The organism is Bacillus cereus group sp. BfR-BA-01309, from assembly GCF_022664315.1.
GTDB classification, from domain to species: domain Bacteria; phylum Bacillota; class Bacilli; order Bacillales; family Bacillaceae_G; genus Bacillus_A; species Bacillus_A mobilis.
Genome location: NZ_JAKUHE010000008.1, coordinates 124,614 through 146,391 on the forward strand (window position 1 = coordinate 124,614; position 21,778 = coordinate 146,391).

Sequence of the window (21,778 nt, forward strand, 5' to 3'; positions counted from 1 at the left end):
GCTAATAAAAAAATTGTTACTTTATAGTGAACTAAATGGTTTGATTTAGTAAGCGATAATTGGAAATCCAGTTATCGCTTTTTGTTTTAACTAAGGGTACGGGTGATATTGGAACACCGCCTCGATACGGGGAAAGAAGAATCTCAAAGGAATCATATGATGAATTAAGAGATGGAACGCCTACTGCAAAGCTACGGGAAAAAGCTAATGAGGGCATTGAGGATAAAATAGGAACGCCTGACCCTGCTTTACCTGGTAAGTATATTACAGATAGACTTCAAGCTGATCATATCGTATCAATAAAAATATGGAAAATTTTTATAAATTAACGAAAGAACAATAACTTAAGGTTTTAAATAATGAAGAGAATTTTCTAGGATTAAGTGAAGCAGCCAATAAATCTAAGGGGTCTAAATCTTATTCTGATTGGACAATTTATAAGAAAGAAAAAATTTGAAGTTGATCCTAAGTTTAGAGAAGAGATGATAAAGAGGGAAAAGAATTAGAAATGAAATTACAAAAATAAATTGATGATTTTGTTGAAAGGAAATAAAAAAGTATATAGATAAATAAAGGAGATGACATAGCATCATTATGGAACAAAAACTTGGTTTTTTAAGAAAATATAAAAGAAATGCACAACTTATATCATGCCATGGGATTAATAAACTTGATTGTAAAAAAATACCAAATTCATGGTATGAATTGTTTCAAGAAGAAAACGTAGACAAGAGAGTTGAGAGTATTTTATCGATATGGAAAGAGCAAGTAGGAGTGGAATTAAGAAACACTATTTCTTATTTGTCTAGGCACCTTGAAGAAGTAGAGCTTATGGACATAAATGGTAGATATTCAATTTTATACACTATTAAAACAGATAATGGTGAAATTCTATATTATGAGGGGGGAAATCCCAAAGATGAGTTTAATAATGAAGAATTAGAAAAATCTTGGGATAAGATTCCTTCAACAATACGAAATTTTTATCGAACTGTTCATAATGGTTTCTATTTTTATGCGAGCCAATCTATGGGTTTAGTTCCTTTAGAAAATGTAACTTTTTTTAATGATGATGAATGGGGTATTATTGAGGAGTTAGAAGAGCCTTTACAAATTGATTTACAAACTACTTTTGGTTTCTTTAAAAGTGGTATGGGTGGTTATGTTGCAGTAGATTATAAGAATTCTAATAATGATAATGCGACTTTATGGTGGACGAATAAAGAGCCTAGATATAATATGAATTTTTGGGACATAGTTGATGAATGGATAGTAATTGGATTTGAAGTTTAGTTTAAAGGTTCTGTTGCAAAGTTTTTATATAAACAAAAAAATCCTAATTTAGTAGGTAGAGTTTATGCAACTTTGAATAGTTTCTCTAATTCATTGTACGTCGAAAAAACAAAGTACGAGCTTAGGCGAGATGACATTTTACCGGGCGATAAATATAAACACATGGAATGTATATTAGACTAACGAACTCGTACAAACTCGTAAGTTTTAACGTAACAATTGTCGCCACATGTAAAAGGTGCCATACTTGTGCTACAAAACTTACAAATTTATGCTATTTAAAAATATGTGAATTTAAAGCACTTGATTGTCGACTAAAGGCAACAATCAAGTGCTTTTTTTATAGGTAGGCATGCTATAAATTAAAGCTAACACAAATTACTAGTATTATATAATTGAAAATACATTAGCAAAAGGTGTGGACTCCGTAACCCCAATCTTTAAAGGTGTAGAAATAATGCCAGATGGAAGTGTCGTTAGATCTGGAACGAACTATAGCGGGAAATTCCAAGAAGCCCATGATGCCTCAAAGGCGAGTATTCAGAGTAGGATCTCGAATTTGGAGAGTGGTGGGGTTAAGGGTACGGGTAATATTGGCAAGGAAGCTAGTGAAGCTGGCAAACATGTAGAGGAAGTGACAATCCCTGAAAATATGCAGAAATGGGATTATCCACCTAGTGACGAATTATATAAGAAATATGAGAATGTATATAAGAATCCAAAATATTATAATCAAAAAACAGGAGAAATTCATTGGCCACCTAATGATGGATTTGTCTCGGGAACTCAAAAAGTAGAAACATTACAACCTGGAACGAGATTGGATAGATATGGTAACCCGGCGGGTTCCTTTTTAGCTCCTGAAAGCGATTCGTTCCCAAGTAGAGCTTTGGCTCCGCATAGTGAACAAGCACCTTATTATGTTTATGAGGTTATTGATGATTTTGAAGTAACTTTAGGGAAAATCGCTCCTTGGTTTGATCAGCCAGGTGGAGGAACACAAATTATTAAATATAAATCTAATGGTCGACCATACTCTATAGAAGAATTAATTGAGCTTGAAGTTATTAAACAAATAAACCCATAATGGAGTGTAAAGTATGGACTTAATTGGTATATACAATTTAATTGAAACCGAATTTAAAGTGATTAAAGGGGAAAAAGATATTATTTATGTTGCACCGGTAAGTGGAGAAGATTATCCTGAAGCTATAGTTAAGTTAACTTTCAATGAAGTAAATAATCAGTATGAGCTTTTTGAAGTTGTTAGAGGAAAAGAATACAAAGTAGATGTATTTTCAGATAAATATAAATCAGCAGTGGCTTTATATATTTTTTCGAAAAGTAAGTTAGAAGTAAGAAAATATGATGAAAATATTCAAAATGAGATTAAAAATGCAACATCATTAAGTATTATTCAAAAGATATTCAAAACTTTTTTAGATGAACAGTATTATTCTTTTTATGCACTTAAGCCAGACAGAATAATTTTAGAAAAAAGCACAAATGATAGATATAATGTATTATTTTTAGGAAAAGGTGACTCTAAGATTTATATAGATAAATCTAGAAAGTTAAATAGTGCCGCAGTTGTTCTATATAATTTTTCTTTTAAAATAAGCCAATTTTATGATTTGATTAATATGATTGGAGTAAAGACGGATTCTGATTTTATGGAAACTCTAAAAGAATTATATCTTTTGGGTTGAAAAATACAAATATATATTTTATAAATTGTTGAAAAAGCAGGTTGTTGCCTTTTCATAGATAGAGCTAGTAAGGGTAAAATATATTCTGTTGAAAATTCCTTAGATGAAATAAATGCTTTGGAAAGGTATTTTCAATGTTTTAGATATGAATAGGGTAAACGTTGGTTTTTTTAAAGGGTTACAGAAACTATTTCATACAATAATATTACGTTGTACAGGTTGATTATAGTCAGATAATCACTATGATTGGCCTGTTTTTTGTTTTAGAAAGAAAAGTGGGAAGCGTAGAGTAGTTTTATAAATATATTAAAGGTCGTGGAAAAGCTCAACAAGAGCTTGTTACGGAAGGGCAAGACTAAAGATATTACATTTACTTGTTATAGTATGTTTGATACGTAAGAATATTATGCCAGTATCCATTGACCATGGATGCTGGTTTTTTAACAGATATTCAAAATTGTAAGATTGAGTATATGTTTTTGAATGAAATTGCTTTAAAACGGGGTTATGCTGTAAATGTTACTAGTAAAATTAGATCATTCAGATAACTAGATACGTGTGATAGTTGTAGCAAAGTAATAACTGAATTTGCTAATAAATATAAGAATATTAAATTGGAAGTTATTCGCAATAACGGTGAAAGACTTAAACCATAAAAGAGGAGTTATATCATGGAAGACTGGGGATATAATGAAATATTTGAGGCGATTAACGAAGACTATAATGATTATTTAAAATTAAATAGGGGACATGAATATGTAATAGCAAGAACTGTTAATGAATATATAAATCTTGGAAAGGTAGAAGACTTTATTGTTGATACTGCTGTAGGTGAAATATTGTTATCCAAAAATAAGGTCTTTATTGAGTATGTTGAAGGGATAACAAAGAGATTAAGTATGTTTAAAGATTTAGATGATACAAACGAACTGACACATGAAGAAATAGCAGACTTGACTAAAAGGATAGAGAAAGTATTAGATGGTCTTAGTAAGGTTGAGATAGATTATAACCCTTATTCCAAGTAGTTATTTGCGAAATTGAACAAGAATATTTTTAAATTATGAATTGATGATGTAATTAACTAAGAAGCACTTGATTTCCTTTTAGGGCATCAGGTGCTTTTTATGAGATATTTATGCTTTGGACAACATGAATGATGATATGCTGAAATTCAGAGCCCATGAAGGTAGTACCATCATGGAGTACAATGTGGGATGATAGAATAGAAAAAAGTACGCGTATTAGTGAAAAGTCAAATAAGCCCATGATGCCTCAAAGGCGAGTATTCAGAGTAGGATCTCGAATTTGGAGAGTGGTGGGGTTAAGGGTACGGGTAACGCTGTTCATAGATCTGAAATTGACGAAGTAATTAAAAATAATTACGATAAAGACGGAAACTTGATTAATAGATCAATTGTTCCTAAGGGATATGATAGTGTTGAAGATTTCTTAAAACAAGTAGATGATACTACCATCAAAGAATTTGGGTATGATAGTGTTGAAGAGTTTAAAGAAGTTGTAGAACTAACAGAAACATATTTGAATACTAAAACGAAAAATAATATATTAAATAAGCCTTTAGCAGGAGGAACACATGTGAAAAAAGGAGTAGATTTTGATATTTTAGGATTCCCAATATTTAAAGGGGATGATGTTAAGTTTTCTTTAAAGTTAGAGAAAGATTTCTATGTTATGAAAGATACAGATCAATTTAGGGAATGTACTAAATTGGTAAAAGAAGCAATTGAGAAAGGCGAAATCTCAAAAGAATTATTCACTAAAAAGCAGTTAGCTCAAATAAATGATGGTTTGCCTAGAATAGATGGATTAATATGGCATCATCATCAAATACCGGGGAAAATGCAATTAGTAATAAAAGAAGTTCATAGTGTGAATCATTTAGGTGGAAATAGATTATGGGGAGGCGGAATTAGATGAAGAATTTAGAATGGAAGTATGCGGATGATTCGGTTACGGAAGAATTTGTGGAGAAAATAGGTCAATCACTGGGAGTTGAGTTTCCAAAAGATTATATCGAGTGTGCAAAGGTAAATCATGGGGCTAATGTAATACCATATTGTTTTGATGTTGAAGGAATAGAAAGAGTTTTTGGTGCATTACTTTCTTTTGATGAGGAGAGTAGTGATTATATTGTAAGAGATTATAATAACTACCGTGCTACCTTACCTAGAGATGTAATTCCTTTTGGAATTGATCCAGCAGGAAATTTAATTTGCTTTGATTATAAAAATCATGAAGAAAATCCAATTGTTGTTTTTTGGGAACATGAAGATGCATGGGAAAAGGAAGCGCTGATGGAAAGTGAAGGGATTACGGCAGAAGAAGCAGAGAAAATCGCAAGAGAAAATGTATTTTACATTGCAGATACATTTACTGATTTTTTAAGTAAATTACACGATTAAAAAATATAATGATGAATGAAAAATAAATTTTATGTGAAGTGGATAGAAAAAATAATAGGGTGTTTGAAAATAGATACTCTATGATGGTTGTACCATCATAGAGTATTATGTGCAATGATAGAATAGGAAAAGAAGTACGAGCTTAGGCGAGATGACATTTTACTGGGTGATGAATATAAACACATGGAATGTATATTAAACTAACGAACTCGTAAGTTTTAATGTAGTATTTGTTATGAAGTATAAAAAGTGTCATATTGTTACTACAAAACTTACAAATTTATGCTACTTAAAAACATATGAACTTAAAGCACTTGATTGTCAATTAAAGGCAACGAGTGCTTTTTTGCGTTTTAGCGTAGAAATAATGTGGTACAATCGCTTAAGGAAAATAAGACTTTAAAGAATGCACTAGATGCTATGAAAAATACTCCTATTCCAGTAGCAGTTAGGACGGTGGATACTGGAATAGGAATGAAGCTTCCTTATATAGAATCTTCAACTGTTGGAGAAGTAGCCGGAAAGTTTTCAAAGGCAAGTACGGCAGCTAAGGATGACGCTTATCAACTTGCTAAGGGTACGGGTGAAGCTACTAGACTTATTCCAGGTACCCCTGGAAAGGTTACAGGAGGTAGTTCTACAAAATTAGGGCAAAATTTATTGGAATCCATGGGGCTTCCACGTTCTGCATCACGGAAAGGATATCAGGCGCAACATATAATACCTAAAAATTTAAGAAATCATCCGGTATTAAAGAAAATTGGAATGGATATGGATCATGCTGATAACGGGATATTTTTACCGATACCAGCAAAAGATCCAAGTGCTTTGTCTAGGCATAGAGGATTTCATAGTGTATATAATAATGTGGTTAAAGATCAGTTAGATAAATTAAATATCAATCAAAGTATTAAGGAGTTGGAACAACAAGTATTTGAATTGCAACAAAAATTAAAAAAAGGTACAGAAAGTGGCTTGCCATTATACAAATCAAAGGTATTAGAAATTGGTATTGAGAAGTTTTACAAAACAAAATTAAATGAAGAAATAAAGATTTGGCAAAGAGGTGGCGGTGCTACTGAAGAACTTTGGGAAAGGTGGATAAATAAATGAAGTACGGAAAAAACACTCAATTAGTCGAAGAGGTTATTAATTTTATTACAAATTTACAACTTTTTCATAATGAAAACCTTCTAAATCGTGATGTTGTTATGGTTAATGAGTATGAAAGAGCACAAGAATTGGCATGGTCTCAAGATTTGGATGAGGTTGAAAACGTTTGGGAAGATATTAAATCCTCAGAAGGTGGGGAAATAATAGGACAATTATATGAGCATGATTTAAACTCTATGGAGCGTCCTATAAGGGAGATTATTCAATCATCTGAGAACTATCCAGGTGATTTTGTATTACAATATATTGATATTTTTGAAGAAATAATTGGAGATTTACATATGTGTGCACTAAATCGTTTAGTAAATGGAAAAGTTGATAATTTTTATGAAAGAATCTTTGAGGTTTATAAGCTTGGGGGATGGCCTTGTGGATGGGAAGGTGAATATCCACAAGGGAGAATAATTGTATATTCACCAGATAAAAAATAAAGTATATTTGTAGTGGAAAGAAAAACAATAAGTGGTTTAAAAGTAGAGACCCATGATGGTTGTACCATCATGGAGTATTACGTACAATGATAGAACAGAAAACGAGGTGCGAGCTTAGGTGAGATGACATTTTACCGAAAGATGAATATAAACGCATGGAAGAGACATAAAATTAACGAACTCGTACAAGCTCGTTAGTTTTAAATTAATATTTGTCACGATATATATAAGGTGTCATACTATTATTATAAAACTTATAAATTAAAGCTACTTAAAAACAGATGAACTTAAAGCGCTTGATTGTCAATTATGGCAACAAGTGCTTTTTTGCATTTTAGAGTAGAAATAAGTTGGTAAACGTATAATTTTATAAATGTATTAAGTGTTAAATTTTATAAACTGTAGTGGCTTTGTACAGTGTACGACACTACTAGAGAAAAAACTATTGTAAAAATAAAGGGTTGTATTATGTTTTGAAGTCATCGTAAAGTACGTTTTAACGGATTTACGTTACGAACACGTTATCCGCAAAAAAACGGATAAACGTTACAGGGGCTCAAATTACTGTAACGGGAGGGGATTTATGATGGGAAAGAAAGTAGTTGGTTACATACGAGTTTCAACGGAAGGACAAGTACGTGATGGGTATAGTTTAGCGTATCAAATAGAAGAGATTGAACGTTACTGTAACGAAAATAATTTAGAACTACTTCGTGTGTATGAAGATAGAGGATTAAGCGGAGCGACTGTTGATGAAGAGGGATTAACAGTTGAACGTGATGGACTACAAGAGCTATTGTCCGATATGGTGTATAAACAAGTAAGCTATGTTGTTGTGTTGAATACATCACGATTGTGGCGCTCTGATATGGCGAAAGTATTGATACAACGAGAACTAAAGAAACATGAAGTAGATGTGAAGGCAATTGAACAATCAAGCTATAGTATTTACACACATGATCCAAATGACTTTTTGGTGAATGGCATGTTAGAACTATTAGACCAATATCAAAGACTTGAAATTGCATTGAAGTTAAGTAGAGGTAGAAAGAAGAAGGCTGAACGAGGTGGATATGCAGGTGGTGGCGTACTTTTTGGCTACAAGGCCAAAAAAGGACAAAAGGTGTTAGAAGTAGATGCTGGGAAAGCAGTAGTTGTACGTAGACTATTTGAGTTAAGACACATTTTTAAACATTGGTCACTTACCCAATTGGCAGAACAATTGAATGTAGAAGGCTACTGCACAGCGAAAGGTAAACAATTTACGAAAGTACAAGTGAAACGCATGTTAGATAGAGAGAATTTTTATCGTGGCATGTATAAATACGGGAAAATACAAACAAAAGGACAACATGCAGCAATTATTTTATAAACTCACTTAAAAAATTAGCTCATTTTACTATACATACTACTAAAGAGATGAAAAATGGATAGGCTTGCGTACCTATGCGCATCGAAAGATGAACGCTCGAACTAAGGTTGCCGACATTTTTGTATATGACTAAATCATTGAATAGAGGGATGAGTTATGCATAATAGACAGAACTATTTGTATGTAGGAGTAGATTTACATAAGGAGCATCATACGGCTGTTATTATTAATTGTTGGCAAGAGAAATTAGGAGAAATACAATTTGAGAATAAACCATCTGCATTTTCGAAGTTTTTATTAGAAGTAGAGACATATGTGAGTGATGGTTTATCAGTTGTATTTGGTTTAGAGGATGTTGGCGGTTATGGAAGAGCATTAGCGAAATATTTAGTAGATCATGAACAAGTAGTGAAAGAAGTAAATCCAGCTTTATCATTTTTAGAACGAAAGAGCCAAGTGATGATACAAAAAAATGATAGTTGGGATGCGGAATGTGTGGCACGCATATTGGTAAACAAATTTAATCAATTGCCAGATGCAAAGCCAAACGATTTATTTTGGTCGATACAACAATTGGTTTCAAGAAGGAATGCATTAGTAAAAGCACAAAGTGCATTAAAGAACCAATTACATATTCAATTAAACCACCATTATCCAAGTTATAAAAAGTTTTTCTCAGAGTTAGATGGAAAAACAGCATTAGCGTTTTGGCAGCAATATCCGTCACCCTCTTGTTTAGAGGGGGCAAATATAAAGCAATTAACAGCTTTTTTATTAGATGTTAGCAACAATACATGTTCAGTAAAGAAAGCAAGCGAAATATTAAAACTTGTAAAAGAAGATGGACATACAATGAAGGAGTATCAAGAAACACGAGACTTTTTAGTAAGAAGTATTGTACGGGATATTGAGTTTAAAAAGACAGAAATGAAATACATCGAGAGAGAATTAAAACAGCTAGTAAAACTACTAGATTATCAATTAGAAACGATGCCGGGAATAGAACTTGTGACGGCATCAGCATTAATTGCAGAAATTGGGGATGTAAGGCGATTTCCAAATGCCAACAAATTAGCACGATTTGCGGGGATTGCGCCTGTTTACTTTGGTTCTGGTGGGAAAGGTAAGACACACAAAAGCAAACAAGGAAACAGGGCGCTACACGCTTTATTTTATAATTTAGCAGTACAGCAAGTGCAAGTAGCAAAAGGCAGTAAGATGCCACGAAATCCAGTGTTTCATGCGTACTATCAAAAGAAGCTTAAAGAAGGAAAAACAAAAGGACAAGCATTGGTATGTATTATGAGAAGGCTTGTAAACATTGTATATGGCATGATGAAATATAAAACGGCATATGAATTGCCGATAGTAGAAGAAAAAGAAGTAGTTTAATAAGGTTTACATGGTTTGCTTTTTTATTGTGAGGGTTTAAGATTACAACATAGGGTACGGGTGAAGGTAGTAGGATTATTCCTGGTACTCCGGGTATTGTAACAGGAGGGAATTCTACTAAATTATGAAAAAATATGATGACAGAAATGGGGCTTAGACGTTCAACTAAATGGAGTGGATATCAAGCACAGCATATTATTCCTTCTGAAATGGCAGATAATCCTGTAATTAAAAAGATAGGTATGAACTTTGATGACTCATCAAATGGTATTTTTCTAAGAGTACCAGATGATAATATAAGTACAATGGCTAGACACAGAGGTTATCATTCTGTTTACAATGAAGTAGTTGCAAGAGCATTAAATAAAATGGATATTAACCAAAGTATTGATAGTTTACAAAAGCAGGTATATGATTTGCAAAAAAATTTAAGAAAATTACAGGGGAATGGTTTACCATTGTACCCAAGCCAAGGTGCAACAGTAGAACTCTGGGAAAGAAAGCTAAAACAATTGGAAATACAAAATAAGTAAATATCAGTAAGGTGGTAAGGTGTAATGGAAAATAAAGATATTAGTTTGCTTGAAGAATTACTTTATAATACAAATAAAGAGGATACAATTAGCCGAATAAAGAATATAGATAATCCAATACTCCTTCATTGTTTTGCAGCAAATTATAATTGGAATAGTGGATTTGATATACCAAATGCAATTCTTGAAAACAAAGATTGTGACTTAGGAACGGGATTACTAATGTTTCATTATGCAGACGGATATCGATTATTAGAAAGTCCAAAGGAAGTTTCGAATTCTCCATTACAAGAATGGAAGGTTTTTATATTAAAACTTCAAAATAAAATTATGAATTTGGAGTTTAAAACACAAAATATATCATTTAGCTCTGAATTAACAAAAATTCAAATATTCAAGTTGAAAAAAAGGAACCCAAGTATTTCAGATATTCTTATTAATGAGTCACCAGGAAAAATAATTGATATTCCTAAAATATAAAATCACTATACTAAATTATATTTTATGTACGAATATGATAAAGTTCGCGGTGCTAAATTTAAATACGCATAAGTATATATGAATAAAAAATAAAGTATATTTGCAGTGAAAAAAAGCATAGGCTGTTAGAAAATACGTACTTCATGATGGTTGTACCGTCATGGAGTATTATGTGCAATGATAGAATAGAAAAAGAATTACGAGCTTAGGCGAGATGACATTTTACTGGGCGATGAATATAAACCATGGAATGCATATTAAACTAACGAATTCGTACAAACTCGTAAGTTTTAACGTAGTAGTTGTTACCACATATAAAAGGTGTCATACTGTTACTACAAAACTTACAAATTTATGCTGCTTAAAAACAGATGAAACTTAAAGCACTTGATTGTCTATTTGAGGCAACAAGTGCTTTTTTTATACATAGGCATGTTATAAATTTAATTATTTTTAAGAATTAAGGCTAACATATATTGGTAGTATTATATAATTAAAAATAAACTAGCGAAATATTTCGATAATAAACCTTCTCTCATTAAAGGGGTAGAAGTATGAATTAATAAAATTGTAAAAAGAAGTTCTTGTGGCCTGTAAGGAGGGTATTCAGTATGCAGAGTAGAACCTCGAACTTGGAAAGGTGTGTTGTTAAGGGAACAGGTAGTATTGTAAAAGAAGTAGCTTCAAAAAACTGTTACCAAGAGAAGGTGACATAGGAACGTATAAAAATCTAAATAAAGCAGGATCGGTTAGCTCAAATAAATGCTGGTTAAAGAAAAAGAACTTGAAAGAAAGATACAAAAACAGATTAACGACTTTAATAAACAATGAAAAATGGGAGATGGATAGTAGATGGATCAAAAACTTACTTATTTAAAAAGGTACAATAAAAATGTTCGAATATTAACAATCGATGAAATTAGTAGACTGGGTGATAATGAGATACCAATTGAATGGAGAGAACTGTTTTATAATGACGATATTAAAGGGCGAATTGATTTACTTCTGAACATATGGGGGAGAAATGTAGGGACTGAATTACGGAATACGATCTCTTATCTAAATAAACATCTAACAAATGTTGAAATTCTGGATGTAGAAGGGGCTTATTCGATTTTATACACAATAAGAAATTCCAAAGGAGACATATTATATTACGAAGGGTGTAATCCTCAAAAGGGACAAAAAACATAGAATTAGAGGATGCATGGGATAAAATACCTGCTTCAATTCGAAGTTTTTATGAAAATGTTCATGATGGATTTTATTACTATGCGAGTGAATCAATGGCTTAGTTCCACTTGAATCAGTAACATATCTTGGGGACGAGGATATTGAATGGAGTATTATTGATGATTTAGAAGAGCCTATAAAAATCAACCTAGATTCATCGTTTGGCTTTTTCACTAATGGTATGGGGAGTTACGTAGCTATAGATTACAATAATTGTATTGATAACACTGCTACCTTCTGGTCTGCAAAATTAAAGCCTAAATATAATATCGATTTTTGGGGTTATGTAGATGAATGGATTGTAATTGGCTATGAAGCGTAACTAGGTAAAGGTGTTTTTATTATAGTATTTGTCCACGAGAACGACAAACATCTTGGTGATAAGGTTTAAATTATAAAATTACCATGTTTAGTAAACTTTCATGAGTGTGCTCCATAGGGTACGAGTAATGTACTTAAAGGCTATTATCAAGATGCAAATGGAAAATGGCATCGACCTAATGAGGAATACGCCTGGGAATGGCTACAATATGGGTAGAGAAGTAAATAGAAAGAATGGAAAATTCAATTTCATCAAAAATCCGTACAAAAAGTGATGGTAAACTAGAATTTATGGCAAGTGATAATAAATGGTATCCTCTAGATCAAGCAGATATGGCTCATTGAAGTGATTCAGTTTCATGGTGGAATAGTACATACAGGTAGATATTATGGAGCGAAGTCCCCAGAGGTTAGAGAATGGATGTTAGACTCCAATAATTATGTATTAGATCATGATAGTTTAAATCGATTCGCAGGTACAAAGTTAAATGAAAACTACTTGCCACCAAATAAATAATTATGGGGGGATTTATATTGGAACTCAACGATCAAGTGTATGACCGAATTGTAAAGTTATGTAACGAAGGAGATGCTTTTGTTGAAAAAGGAAAAGATGATAAAGCAATAGAGAGCTATATCGCTGCTCTGGATTTGGTTCCGTTACCGAAGACCGATTGGGAAACAAGTACATGGATTTATACAGCATTAGGAGATACTTATTTTTTAAATCGTGAGTATGAGAAAGCAAAAAGTAATTTATATAATGCGCTAAACTGTCCGGATGGTATTGCAAATCCATTTATTTTACTGAGACTTGGAGAGAGTTTATTCGAGTGTGGGGAGCTTGATAAAGCTAAGGAGTATCTGTTAAGAGCTTACATTTTAGACGGCTATAAACTCTTTTTTAATGAGGATGATAAGTATTTTGAATTGATTAAGGATATGATTTGAGGAGGGTAAATATGGCTATTTTACAATCACATATAAAAGAAGAATTCGAAAGTCTTTTGGAAAAAAGCAATGAACAATTTCATAATGGTAACTATAATGACTCTATTGTGTTATTAGAAGAGGCATGGGATATAATCCCTGACCCTAAAGGTATTTATTGTGAAGAGAGTTACCATTTAGTTAAGGATATTATCTCCACTTGTTTTATGGTAAATGATTTAAAAAAAGCAAAGGAGTGGGCAGATAAAATATTTTTAACTGGATTTGCACGTATAGATTCCGGTGACAAGGAATTTATTGCAGGGAAAGTTTCTTTTGAATTAGGTGATTTAGAAACCGCAAAAGAATTTTTTAGTATTGCCAATACAAAATCAGAAGGTAGATGTTTTGGGAATCCGAAGAATACTAAGTATCTGAAAGTTTTAAAAAGTTAAAGGTTTAGCTGCGTAAAAAGAATTTAAGAAGCTGATTACATTATATCTGAAACAGTGGGCCTGATTTATTACCATTAGAACATAGAAAAATTGGAAAGGAGGATTAATATGGAAAGTCCAGGAGCTGTTTCTCTTTGGTTTGGAAATTGTACTAGCGAAATGGTGTTAAGAAAGTATGTAGAAATAAAATATGATAATGAGGGGAATAGGATTCCTTCGCGTTTTATGACTGATTTTCAAATAGATTTCATTGAGTATAACCAAGACTTATTAGAATGTACATATAATGAACATGTTACATCTTCTTTGTCTGAATTACTACAGAATGCTTCGTATTCTGAATCAATCATAAGTGAACTGATAGACTTTTATGGTGAAAATTTAGAAGAACAATACAATACTGTCATTAGGTTATATGATTTTGAGTATGGAGAACTTGTTGAAGAAGCAAAACTGGATGGTAGGAACTTTAAGTATATAGGATCGGTAATTTATGAAGATTAGAAATTTAATGTAATGGTTTTGTAGGATTTTAAAATGATATTGGGAGTTTCTAAGTTAGGAAGATGAAATATTAAAGGAGGTTTCACAGATCTTATAAACAATGTATTTATACCTTCGACATAGTAGTCCTGCAAATACATATTCGGATATGGATTACTTTATTTTGACTGTAAATACGGAGATTTATATGCTAAGTATGAAAGGGGCGATTATTAATGAACATACTACAGAACATCAGTGATATGTATACAGTCGATAATAAAGAACCTCTTTCGAAAGAAAAAGAAATTAAAGCGCTTCAGCATTTCTCAGTAATAGATGTACCTACAGAATATATAGAAATGATTCAGCTTGCTTCAAATGTTGAAATTAATGTTAATGACCAAATGTATATTAGGATATGGGGAGCTTCGGATTGCATAGAAATGAATGAAGCTTATAAAGTGCAGAATTACCTTCTTCATTCACTCGCAATTGGTGATGATGAAGGTGGGGGTGCATTAATTTATCTACAAGGTAAAGATGGTTTTGGTATATACTATAACAGTTTTGGAAATTTGGACATGGAGGATGCAGTTAAAATTGCACCATCTTTAACCGAGTTATTAGTAAATAATGTTGGTGTGAAGATCTTATTAGACATTTGAGAACATGTAGAGAATTTGGTGTTATAGTTTCATTGTAATTTGTTTTCTAATAGCTATAGGGAATACAGCAAAGAAAAAATAACAATATCTATTATTAATATTCTTGGCTTAGTTTGTTAGTAAACAACCAGATACAAAAGAATACATATAAAGTATGAATAAGGATGTAGTAAAAATGACAATGATACAATTTAATTCTTATCATCAAAAAGTAGAGATTAAGAGAAATTTAGAACTTATGAACTTAGAACATAAAAAAATTAGAGGGTATGTAAATTTTGATGTATGTTCTTTTGAGCAATTAGATGAATTTCAAGTAGGATACAGCATTGACACCGATGGAAACTCCCTTGTAACCGATGAGGAAGATACTTGGGATGCAAATTGGATTGTTATTGCATATGAAACTATGTGTGGAGATCCAATTATTATTGACTTAAGTGAGGAAGGATACCCTATATCTTCACTCATGCACGGAATGGATAGTTGGAGTGGTGGTGATTTTCTTGCAGATTCCATGGAATCATTTATTAATTTTATGAAAGATATAGGTGATTTTCTAACTGAGAAACAAGTGTTAGAAGGTAAAAGAATGATACTAACTAAAGAATTGGATATATTGTTAAATGAGTTTTTGGAAAGAAATAAATTTACTGATTTTGAAATATGGCACTCTTTATTAAGTCCATTATTTGATATTGCAGAAGAATATGAGCAAACAATGGAGATAAAAGTAAAAAAGATGAAGGAAGAAGGAAAGAAAATAACGGAGATTGCCCACATGCTTAATATAAAACCTAAAGAAGTGTATGAGTATATTAAGAAAGTTTAATAGTGCCTCTTCACTTTAGAGGGAACAATCAGGCACGATGATGGAGCGATACAGGCAGAAAATGCTTGGATTTTTTATAAAGCCCAAACAAAAATCTGCCTTATATATTAGTAGAAAGATCTCCATACGGTAAGGCGAAAAACTTATTGAAAAATTAGCAATTGATAGTAGTATACTGAATATAGAAACGACTGGAAAAAACAGTTAATGTTAGAGGGTAACTTTCATACGATTAGAGAAATCGATATGGATCCAAGAGAGTAAATGGGGAGAGTTAAAAATGATTATAAATGATGCAGTTTTTGGTGAGATTGAGTATACATATGGATGGGTTAAGGACATTACCGTTGAATTTTGTGGAAAAGAAGTTGAAATAGCATTGATAGTGAAAGGTGAAAAAGACGGTAAGTTTGATGAAGGACAATATACTGCTTATAATTCATTGTTGCAAAATTGGGAACAACTGCAGCAAGGTTTTTTACAAGCGATTTTAGACTATTACAAGCAAGAGCGTCAACAATTAGGGTATGATATTGGATTTAATGAAAATTATCCGTATATCGAAACAATTGACCAATTACATAGGAGAATCACTTTAGTTGGAATTGTAGTCCCATATGGAGATATTCATGAAGAGCGAGATATTGGGATAACTTTCGATTGTACGTGGGATACAGAGAATGGATTAGGAATACGTTTACTAAATGAAAAAGTAAATGAGGTGGGGTATCAAGACGTTGCCATTTAACTTTTAATCTAAGGGGTGAAAAAGTAGTATGAAAGAATTTGAGGAAAAGTTTAGTGAATTGCAAGCTGATATGATATCTATATGTATGGAATATGTTGAAAATAGAGCTGATAAAGTATATGTGTACGCTTCATGTGAAGAAGATATGATTTCTAGTAGTTTCTTTTATTTAATTAACAATAAATATGTAGAGTGTCACAAGGTTAATGATGCATTGAAAAATGGAGAAAAAAGATATGATGTATCTCCGGAACGAATGTTTCAGGTTCTACAAATTATAAGTGAAGATATCGAAAGAATTGAAATGTTATGCAAAGAATACGAAAAAGATATGCCAACTGAGATGAAATTAATATACGATACTAAGAGTGGTAAGTTTAAAGCTGAATATGAGTATGATTTAATCCATACAAATGATGATATAAAAACGGCTGATGATTTTGCTGATGAGTGGTTTGAGGAAGTGAAAAATAATAACCTTTAAAAGGGGTACAGTAATAGTTATATCTTAGTTAAATAGATAATGAGTGGGAGTAGAAAATGGAGAAATCAATGGAAAAGATAAGTGATTTTATATGTTTCGATAAGCCGTCGCAAGAGATTGTTGAAAAGTATACAGGTAAAGTTCCTGAACAAATAATAGATTTATGGAAACAATATGGATTTGGAAGTATGTTAAACGGATATTTAAGGTTGATAAACCCAGAAGAATATTTAGATATATTAAAGGGAAGTTATATCCGTTATGAAGAGGCTATCCCGGTTTTTACAACAGGTATGGGAGATATTCTTGTGTGGGAAAATAACTATTTATTATTACTTAAGTATCGAAGAGGTACGGTAGATGTAGCAGGTGGAAAATTTAAGTTTTTCTTTAAAAATATGAAAGATGACTATTTTCTAGAGAAAGTATTGGATTGGATGCCTTACAAGCAGGCAATACACAGGTACGGAAGTCTTGAAATTGATGAATGTTTTGGTTACACACCGTTACTTGCATTAGGTGGATCAGAAAAAGTAGAAAACTTACAAAAGGTTAAACTTATTGAGCATGTTTATTTCATTACACAATTTATGGGCCCAATAGAATAATGATGGTACGTATTGTTATATTTATGAATACAGTGACGCGTTTTATATTGAAAATAAAACAAGCATAGCCACGCCCTAAGTTTAGCAAGGTGTTATGCTCGTTTTAGGTTTTAAGATTAAATAACTTTATTGCATTTTTACAATTTCGGGTAATACTTCGATAGTTAGGAAAGATTCTAATCTTCTTCCTCTTGAGCTAAAGATAAAGAGATATCATCACGTACAACAGACAGCTTCTTTTTTTCTCCATTTGGATACACAATACTCCATAACGCATATCCATTGTAACGATCTGTGTAATTTTCATCACCTTTAACATAATTTACTGCCGCAATGGCAGCAGCTGAAGGACTACTATATTCTTTCCCTTCAAAAAGGATTTTGCCACTTGTTAAGTCGATTTCTGCCTTTGTTATGGGACCACCATAAGTAGTCTCTAGGTGTTTTTCGTCTTCGTTTAGTCTTGAATATACCTCTTTCCAAGAAATGTTTGATTTACGAGTCGGAGAAGACGTTTTGGCCTTTCTTGCTTCAGGCGTCTCATTTTTAACTGCATCGAATATCTCATCTAATACGTCCTTATATTTATCATATATAGCTACACACAACTCATCGTTTACTCTTGCCATCGGTTTATTCACTCCTTTATAGACCATGCGAAGATTATGGATATATTCCTCTAAAATATTTTTATTTGCTGTTGTAATTTTTGGGTGATTCACACAAGGCAATATAACAAAATCATATAGCCCTTGATAATCAATTTGAATAAATTCGGGACATTTAGGTTTTATCGTGGCATCTGGAGACAAAAAGACCTTTAGTTCATACTGATACGAGTCCTCCATCTGTTTTAAGATTTTCGTATAGGTTTCAGTCTGGTCTTTGTTTTCTCGTGCCAATACCTTATTTTCCACAATAATTCTCATTGAATCATTTGTCATATATAAATCAAATCGAGCCCGCAATTCCTGGTTTGTTTCTGGAATAACTACAGACTCTGCTACCTCAGTTGCCACTTCTAATTCCTCTAGTTTAAGTGATGGATCCGATTCAATTAAAGCAAAATTAAAACCGGTTTTCTTACTTGATATATTTTCCTCACTAATATAATAGAGAAAACGCTTCAGTGGGAAAGTACCTAAATTCAATGAAGACATTGGTGAAAGTAACCAACTGATAAAAGAACTATGCATCGTTTCGCGGTGTCCAAAACCCAATAATTGAAACAAGCTTTCTTTTTCAAAAGATTCTTGTAAGCGCAAGAAATCAGGATCGCTAATTAACTTATTCAATTGGGTTTTCAACTCTTTATCATTTCTTATCATCTTTTAACCTCCAAATCTTAGTAGATATGAATATCGTAAACTAAAGTTACTGTAATAATCAAATTTTTTATAAAAATAATAAAAAAATATGAAACTTTACTCCAAGTGTATAATCAATATTTACCCTGCTATTTGTAGGTAGTAAAACTTCATCTCCAAATTCTGCTAGAGTAAAGAAGTGAGGTGAGAGTCAGGCTACCCGTAAAAGCTCGATTGGTAAGTAAAGGCTAATAATTGGTGTGGGATGAACAAAAACTTACTAACTAAAGTTTTACTTTATTTTAAACCTACAACCATCAAGTGGTTGATCGCTTTATGTCACAACGAATTATTGGTAAAACCTTATAATCAAAATTAAAAAAATTAAACAAAATGTTAAAGTATGTAATTATTTGTTTTATAATGGAATTGTGGTTTGGTAAGAATATTTTAAATGTTTGTAATGTAAATCAAACAGGAGGTTGTAAATATGGGGAGGAAATATGTAATTAGGATTCTAGCTTTACTCTCTGTCATATCTCTTTTTTTTAACTTAATGTTACCAAAGGCTAGCGCAGAAATTGAAAAGATTCCATCAGTGAAAGCAACAGCGACAAACAAAGCTGATGGCGGAAAAGAGATGCATGCAAAGGAGTCTATCACGATCCAAGACAAAGTAGAGTACACTAACTTAGTTGTTGGTAAAGAGTACACTGTAAAAGGTAAACTAATGAACAAAGTTACGAATAAGCCGTTATTAATTGATGGAAAAGAAGTAAAGGCTGAGACAAAGTTTACAGCAAAAGAAAAGAATGGTTTTGTAACATTAGACTTTCCTTTCGTTGGTGCCGAACAGCAAGGTAGAGAAGTAGTAGTGTTTGAAGAGCTGTATCAAGATGGTGTCTTAGTGGCAACTCATGCTGATATTAATGATGTAGGGCAAACAGTTCGATTTGTAGAACCAACAATCAAAACAACAGCTACAAATAAAGCGGATGGTGGAAAAGAGATGTATGCAAAAGATTCCATCACGATTCAAGATAAAGTAGAATACAAAGATTTGATCGTAGGGAAAGAATATGTTGTAAAAGGTAAACTAATGAACAAAGTTACGAACAAACCATTATTAATTGATGGAAAGGAAGTAACTGCTGAGACTAAGTTTACAGCAAAAGAAAAGAACGGTTTTGTAACATTAGACTTTCCTTTCGTTGGTGCAGAGCAGCAAGGAAGAGAAGTGGTAGTGTTTGAAGAGGTATATGAAGACGGTGTTTTAGTGGCAATTCAATCTGACATTAACGATGTGGGGCAAACGGTTCGATTTGTAGAACCAACAATCAAGACAACAGCGACAAACAAAGCAGACGGTGGAAAAGAGATGCATGCAAAAGATTCCATCACGATCCAAAATAAAGTAGAATATAAGGACTTGATCGTAGGAAAAGAATATGTTGTAAAAGGTAAATTAATGAACAAAGTTATGAACAAACCATTATTAATTGATGGAAAAGAAGTAATAGCTGAGGCTAAGTTTACAGCAAAAGAAAAGAATGGTTTTGTAACATTAGACTTTCCTTTCGTTGGTGCAGAACTACAAGGAACAGAAGTAGTAGTGTTTGAAGAGGTATATGAAGACGGTGTTTTAGTGGCAATTCAATCTGACATTAACGATGTAGGGCAAACAGTCCGATTCGTAGAACCAACAATCAAAACAACCGCAACAAACAAAGCAGACGGTGGAAAAGAGATGTATGCAAACGAATCTGTCACGATCCAAGATAAAGTGGAATACAAAGACTTAATCGTAGGAAAAGAATATGTTGCAAAAGGTAAACTAATGGATAAAGCAACAAAGAAACCTTTACTAGTAAATGGTAAAGAAGTAGCAGTAGAATCTAAGTTTACGGCAAAAGAGAAGAATGGTTCTATCACACTTGATTTCACATTTAATGCTTCTAAACTACAAGGTAAAGAAGTAGTAGTATTTGAAAAACTATATCAAGATGATATTTTAGTAGCAATCAACGTTGATATTGAAGATGCGGGCCATACAGTGAAGTTCAAAGCGGAAAATTTAGGAAAACCGCAGCAGGAAAAGCCGCACTTAGAACAACCTAAAACAGGAAAAACGTCAAAAGCTGGAACATTACCAGCTACAGGTGGAAATACGTCCTTTATGTGGTTCTCAGTCGGAGCCGGTCTTTTGTTATTAACTCTTGGAGCAATATTATTTATGAAACGTAGAAATGCATAATAATTAAATAGTCTTTTAGACAGAAGATATGGATAGGAAATATAGTCATAAAGAAAGGCTCTCTTTTGATTCGACTTTTCAAAAGAGGGTCTTTTCTTAGTAACATGCTGGTTGGTAAACGAAATATTACTAAGGAATATATGTATAGAACTAGATACAAGTAATAGTTGAGGAAAGGCCATTGTTGGAGTGGTGAAAAATAGAAATAAAATTTATGATAATTAAATAGGAGGACATAGTGAACAAGAACAGGCAGTTAATTCAACAAGTAAAAGTCGTGATACATAAGTTGGAGAAAGACTATGTGAAAGATATTAATAGTGGTATTTTACAATTAATATATAAAAGATATAAGAAAGCGTTAGAAATATTAGAGAATAACGGGGATATTAAGGGAATAACCATTGTGGGTGGCGTACGTGCATATATGGACAGTCACAATGATTATCCACATACATTATTAGAAGAATTACATAAAGCTGAAACAATCGCCAAAGAATTAACTAACAGATAGTGATAGAGGAAAAACAAGAAGTGATAAAATAAGGGAGAAGTTTTTTACAAAAAGCAAAAAATAGTTCTTGTACAATGCTTGAGAATAAGGAGAGCTATTATGAAGTTATGGCAACTTATTAAACTATAAATT

25 protein-coding genes and 5 pseudogenes are annotated in these 21,778 nt (G+C 32.4%); 29 read left to right on the forward strand and 1 reads right to left on the reverse strand.

Annotation, left to right across the window (positions count from 1 at the left end):
- Positions 1-59: 59 nt before the first annotated feature.
- The 27 genes and pseudogenes from MR115_RS16665 to MR115_RS16790 all read left to right on the forward strand — a co-directional run bounded on the left by MR115_RS16665 (position 60) and on the right by MR115_RS16790 (position 17,571).
- Positions 60-329, forward strand: coding sequence for a hypothetical protein (locus MR115_RS16665; protein ID WP_242242039.1), 270 nt, complete (start codon positions 60-62; stop codon positions 327-329).
- Positions 308-526 (forward strand): annotated as a pseudogene (locus tag MR115_RS16670) (hypothetical protein). Before MR115_RS16665 ends, MR115_RS16670 begins: the two are co-directional and overlap by 22 nt.
- Positions 527-594: 68 nt before the next feature.
- Positions 595-1,293: an SMI1/KNR4 family protein gene (locus tag MR115_RS16675; protein ID WP_242242040.1), complete on the forward strand. Its 699-nt coding sequence runs from the start codon at positions 595-597 to the stop codon at positions 1,291-1,293.
- A 457-nt stretch (positions 1,294-1,750) separates the two neighbouring features.
- Positions 1,751-2,380, forward strand: a complete 630-nt coding sequence (locus tag MR115_RS29990) for a glycohydrolase toxin TNT-related protein (protein ID WP_242242041.1) — start codon at positions 1,751-1,753, stop codon at positions 2,378-2,380.
- Between the two features lie 13 nt (positions 2,381-2,393).
- A complete protein-coding gene (locus MR115_RS16685) occupies positions 2,394-3,002 on the forward strand; it encodes a hypothetical protein (RefSeq protein ID WP_044584680.1) in 609 nt (202 codons plus the stop codon).
- 560 nt (positions 3,003-3,562) lie between these two features.
- A pseudogene (locus MR115_RS16690) lies at positions 3,563-3,658 on the forward strand (deaminase domain-containing protein); the annotation flags it as partial.
- A gap of 15 nt (positions 3,659-3,673) precedes the next feature.
- Positions 3,674-4,030 (forward strand): Imm3 family immunity protein, encoded by a 357-nt coding sequence (locus MR115_RS16695; RefSeq protein ID WP_098048319.1) that lies wholly within the window; start codon positions 3,674-3,676, stop codon positions 4,028-4,030.
- Between the two features lie 247 nt (positions 4,031-4,277).
- A pseudogene (locus MR115_RS29860) lies at positions 4,278-4,331 on the forward strand (hypothetical protein); the annotation flags it as partial.
- 72 nt (positions 4,332-4,403) lie between these two features.
- Complete coding sequence (locus MR115_RS30240) at positions 4,404-4,943, forward strand: HNH endonuclease (RefSeq protein ID WP_194787164.1); 540 nt, start codon at positions 4,404-4,406, stop codon at positions 4,941-4,943.
- Entirely contained in the window at positions 4,940-5,428 is a 489-nt protein-coding gene (locus MR115_RS16710) for an SMI1/KNR4 family protein (RefSeq protein ID WP_033706965.1), read from the forward strand. The genes MR115_RS30240 and MR115_RS16710 overlap by 4 nt, the downstream gene beginning before the upstream one ends.
- A gap of 474 nt (positions 5,429-5,902) precedes the next feature.
- Positions 5,903-6,541 (forward strand): AHH domain-containing protein, encoded by a 639-nt coding sequence (locus tag MR115_RS16715; RefSeq protein ID WP_375337816.1) that lies wholly within the window; start codon positions 5,903-5,905, stop codon positions 6,539-6,541.
- On the forward strand, positions 6,538-7,032 hold the full coding sequence (locus MR115_RS16720) for a hypothetical protein (protein WP_000873545.1): 495 nt from the start codon (positions 6,538-6,540) through the stop codon (positions 7,030-7,032). The genes MR115_RS16715 and MR115_RS16720 overlap by 4 nt, the downstream gene beginning before the upstream one ends.
- Before the next feature lie 586 nt (positions 7,033-7,618).
- On the forward strand, positions 7,619-8,404 hold the full coding sequence (locus MR115_RS16725) for a recombinase family protein (protein ID WP_033669545.1): 786 nt from the start codon (positions 7,619-7,621) through the stop codon (positions 8,402-8,404).
- Between the two features lie 156 nt (positions 8,405-8,560).
- A complete protein-coding gene (locus tag MR115_RS16730) occupies positions 8,561-9,796 on the forward strand; it encodes an IS110 family RNA-guided transposase (protein WP_242242042.1) in 1,236 nt (411 codons plus the stop codon).
- A 134-nt stretch (positions 9,797-9,930) separates the two neighbouring features.
- A complete protein-coding gene (locus MR115_RS16735; protein WP_033682200.1) occupies positions 9,931-10,329 on the forward strand; it encodes an AHH domain-containing protein in 399 nt (132 codons plus the stop codon).
- 24 nt (positions 10,330-10,353) lie between these two features.
- Entirely contained in the window at positions 10,354-10,809 is a 456-nt protein-coding gene (locus MR115_RS16740; protein ID WP_060487700.1) for a DUF4274 domain-containing protein, read from the forward strand.
- A gap of 852 nt (positions 10,810-11,661) precedes the next feature.
- Positions 11,662-12,364, forward strand: a pseudogene (locus MR115_RS16745) (SMI1/KNR4 family protein).
- A gap of 345 nt (positions 12,365-12,709) precedes the next feature.
- Positions 12,710-12,880, forward strand: coding sequence for a hypothetical protein (locus MR115_RS16750; protein WP_161940840.1), 171 nt, complete (start codon positions 12,710-12,712; stop codon positions 12,878-12,880).
- A 17-nt stretch (positions 12,881-12,897) separates the two neighbouring features.
- Positions 12,898-13,314 carry a tetratricopeptide repeat protein gene (locus MR115_RS16755; protein WP_000422368.1) on the forward strand — a complete coding sequence of 139 codons (417 nt, stop codon included), beginning with the start codon at positions 12,898-12,900 and terminating at the stop codon, positions 13,312-13,314.
- An 11-nt stretch (positions 13,315-13,325) separates the two neighbouring features.
- Positions 13,326-13,748, forward strand: coding sequence for a hypothetical protein (locus tag MR115_RS16760; RefSeq protein ID WP_242242043.1), 423 nt, complete (start codon positions 13,326-13,328; stop codon positions 13,746-13,748).
- Between the two features lie 108 nt (positions 13,749-13,856).
- The gene (locus MR115_RS16765) at positions 13,857-14,252 is read left to right on the forward strand and encodes an immunity 22 family protein (protein WP_063261444.1); all 396 of its coding nucleotides are present in this window, start codon (positions 13,857-13,859) and stop codon (positions 14,250-14,252) included.
- Positions 14,253-14,467: 215 nt separating this feature from the next.
- Positions 14,468-14,899, forward strand: a complete 432-nt coding sequence (locus MR115_RS16770; protein WP_242242044.1) for an SMI1/KNR4 family protein — start codon at positions 14,468-14,470, stop codon at positions 14,897-14,899.
- A 175-nt stretch (positions 14,900-15,074) separates the two neighbouring features.
- Complete coding sequence (locus tag MR115_RS16775; RefSeq protein ID WP_242242045.1) at positions 15,075-15,731, forward strand: SMI1/KNR4 family protein; 657 nt, start codon at positions 15,075-15,077, stop codon at positions 15,729-15,731.
- Positions 15,732-15,817: 86 nt separating this feature from the next.
- Positions 15,818-15,939 (forward strand): annotated as a pseudogene (locus MR115_RS30065) (SMI1/KNR4 family protein); the annotation flags it as partial.
- Positions 15,940-16,011: 72 nt separating this feature from the next.
- On the forward strand, positions 16,012-16,479 hold the full coding sequence (locus MR115_RS16780) for a DUF2004 domain-containing protein (RefSeq protein WP_098915031.1): 468 nt from the start codon (positions 16,012-16,014) through the stop codon (positions 16,477-16,479).
- A gap of 28 nt (positions 16,480-16,507) precedes the next feature.
- Entirely contained in the window at positions 16,508-16,963 is a 456-nt protein-coding gene (locus MR115_RS16785; protein ID WP_242242046.1) for an immunity protein YezG family protein, read from the forward strand.
- Between the two features lie 68 nt (positions 16,964-17,031).
- Positions 17,032-17,571 carry a T6SS immunity protein Tdi1 domain-containing protein gene (locus MR115_RS16790; RefSeq protein WP_046958102.1) on the forward strand — a complete coding sequence of 180 codons (540 nt, stop codon included), beginning with the start codon at positions 17,032-17,034 and terminating at the stop codon, positions 17,569-17,571.
- 176 nt (positions 17,572-17,747) lie between these two features.
- Here the strand turns inward: MR115_RS16790 and MR115_RS16795 are convergent, their stop codons facing one another.
- Positions 17,748-18,899 carry a PD-(D/E)XK nuclease family protein gene (locus tag MR115_RS16795; protein WP_242242047.1) on the reverse strand — a complete coding sequence of 384 codons (1,152 nt, stop codon included), beginning with the start codon at positions 18,897-18,899 and terminating at the stop codon, positions 17,748-17,750.
- Positions 18,900-19,368: 469 nt separating this feature from the next.
- On the opposite strand from MR115_RS16795, the gene MR115_RS16800 reads away from it, so the two are divergent.
- Entirely contained in the window at positions 19,369-21,132 is a 1,764-nt protein-coding gene (locus tag MR115_RS16800) for a VaFE repeat-containing surface-anchored protein (protein ID WP_242242048.1), read from the forward strand.
- A gap of 238 nt (positions 21,133-21,370) precedes the next feature.
- Positions 21,371-21,646 (forward strand): hypothetical protein, encoded by a 276-nt coding sequence (locus MR115_RS16805; protein WP_061679930.1) that lies wholly within the window; start codon positions 21,371-21,373, stop codon positions 21,644-21,646.
- Positions 21,647-21,778 lie beyond the last annotated feature (132 nt).

What these genes read in the sequence shown, in the direction of transcription:
- MR115_RS16800 (WP_242242048.1), top strand. Translation starts at nt 19,369, where the DNA reads ATGGGGAGGAAATATGTAATTAGGATTCTAGCTTTACTCTCTGTCATA.
- MR115_RS16725 (WP_033669545.1), top strand. Translation starts at nt 7,619, where the DNA reads ATGGGAAAGAAAGTAGTTGGTTACATACGAGTTTCAACGGAAGGACAA.
- MR115_RS16775 (WP_242242045.1), top strand. Translation starts at nt 15,075, where the DNA reads ATGACAATGATACAATTTAATTCTTATCATCAAAAAGTAGAGATTAAG.
- MR115_RS16675 (WP_242242040.1), top strand. Translation starts at nt 595, where the DNA reads ATGGAACAAAAACTTGGTTTTTTAAGAAAATATAAAAGAAATGCACAA.
- MR115_RS16785 (WP_242242046.1), top strand. Translation starts at nt 16,508, where the DNA reads ATGAAAGAATTTGAGGAAAAGTTTAGTGAATTGCAAGCTGATATGATA.
- MR115_RS16740 (WP_060487700.1), top strand. Translation starts at nt 10,354, where the DNA reads ATGGAAAATAAAGATATTAGTTTGCTTGAAGAATTACTTTATAATACA.
- MR115_RS29990 (WP_242242041.1), top strand. Translation starts at nt 1,751, where the DNA reads ATGCCAGATGGAAGTGTCGTTAGATCTGGAACGAACTATAGCGGGAAA.
- MR115_RS16715 (WP_375337816.1), top strand. Translation starts at nt 5,903, where the DNA reads ATGAAGCTTCCTTATATAGAATCTTCAACTGTTGGAGAAGTAGCCGGA.
- MR115_RS16760 (WP_242242043.1), top strand. Translation starts at nt 13,326, where the DNA reads ATGGCTATTTTACAATCACATATAAAAGAAGAATTCGAAAGTCTTTTG.
- MR115_RS16685 (WP_044584680.1), top strand. Translation starts at nt 2,394, where the DNA reads ATGGACTTAATTGGTATATACAATTTAATTGAAACCGAATTTAAAGTG.
- MR115_RS16735 (WP_033682200.1), top strand. Translation starts at nt 9,931, where the DNA reads ATGATGACAGAAATGGGGCTTAGACGTTCAACTAAATGGAGTGGATAT.
- MR115_RS16790 (WP_046958102.1), top strand. Translation starts at nt 17,032, where the DNA reads ATGGAAAAGATAAGTGATTTTATATGTTTCGATAAGCCGTCGCAAGAG.
- MR115_RS16710 (WP_033706965.1), top strand. Translation starts at nt 4,940, where the DNA reads ATGAAGAATTTAGAATGGAAGTATGCGGATGATTCGGTTACGGAAGAA.
- MR115_RS16770 (WP_242242044.1), top strand. Translation starts at nt 14,468, where the DNA reads ATGAACATACTACAGAACATCAGTGATATGTATACAGTCGATAATAAA.
- MR115_RS16780 (WP_098915031.1), top strand. Translation starts at nt 16,012, where the DNA reads ATGATTATAAATGATGCAGTTTTTGGTGAGATTGAGTATACATATGGA.
- MR115_RS16695 (WP_098048319.1), top strand. Translation starts at nt 3,674, where the DNA reads ATGGAAGACTGGGGATATAATGAAATATTTGAGGCGATTAACGAAGAC.
- MR115_RS16720 (WP_000873545.1), top strand. Translation starts at nt 6,538, where the DNA reads ATGAAGTACGGAAAAAACACTCAATTAGTCGAAGAGGTTATTAATTTT.
- MR115_RS16730 (WP_242242042.1), top strand. Translation starts at nt 8,561, where the DNA reads ATGCATAATAGACAGAACTATTTGTATGTAGGAGTAGATTTACATAAG.
- MR115_RS16795 (WP_242242047.1), bottom strand. Translation starts at nt 18,899, where the DNA reads ATGATAAGAAATGATAAAGAGTTGAAAACCCAATTGAATAAGTTAATT.
- MR115_RS16765 (WP_063261444.1), top strand. Translation starts at nt 13,857, where the DNA reads ATGGAAAGTCCAGGAGCTGTTTCTCTTTGGTTTGGAAATTGTACTAGC.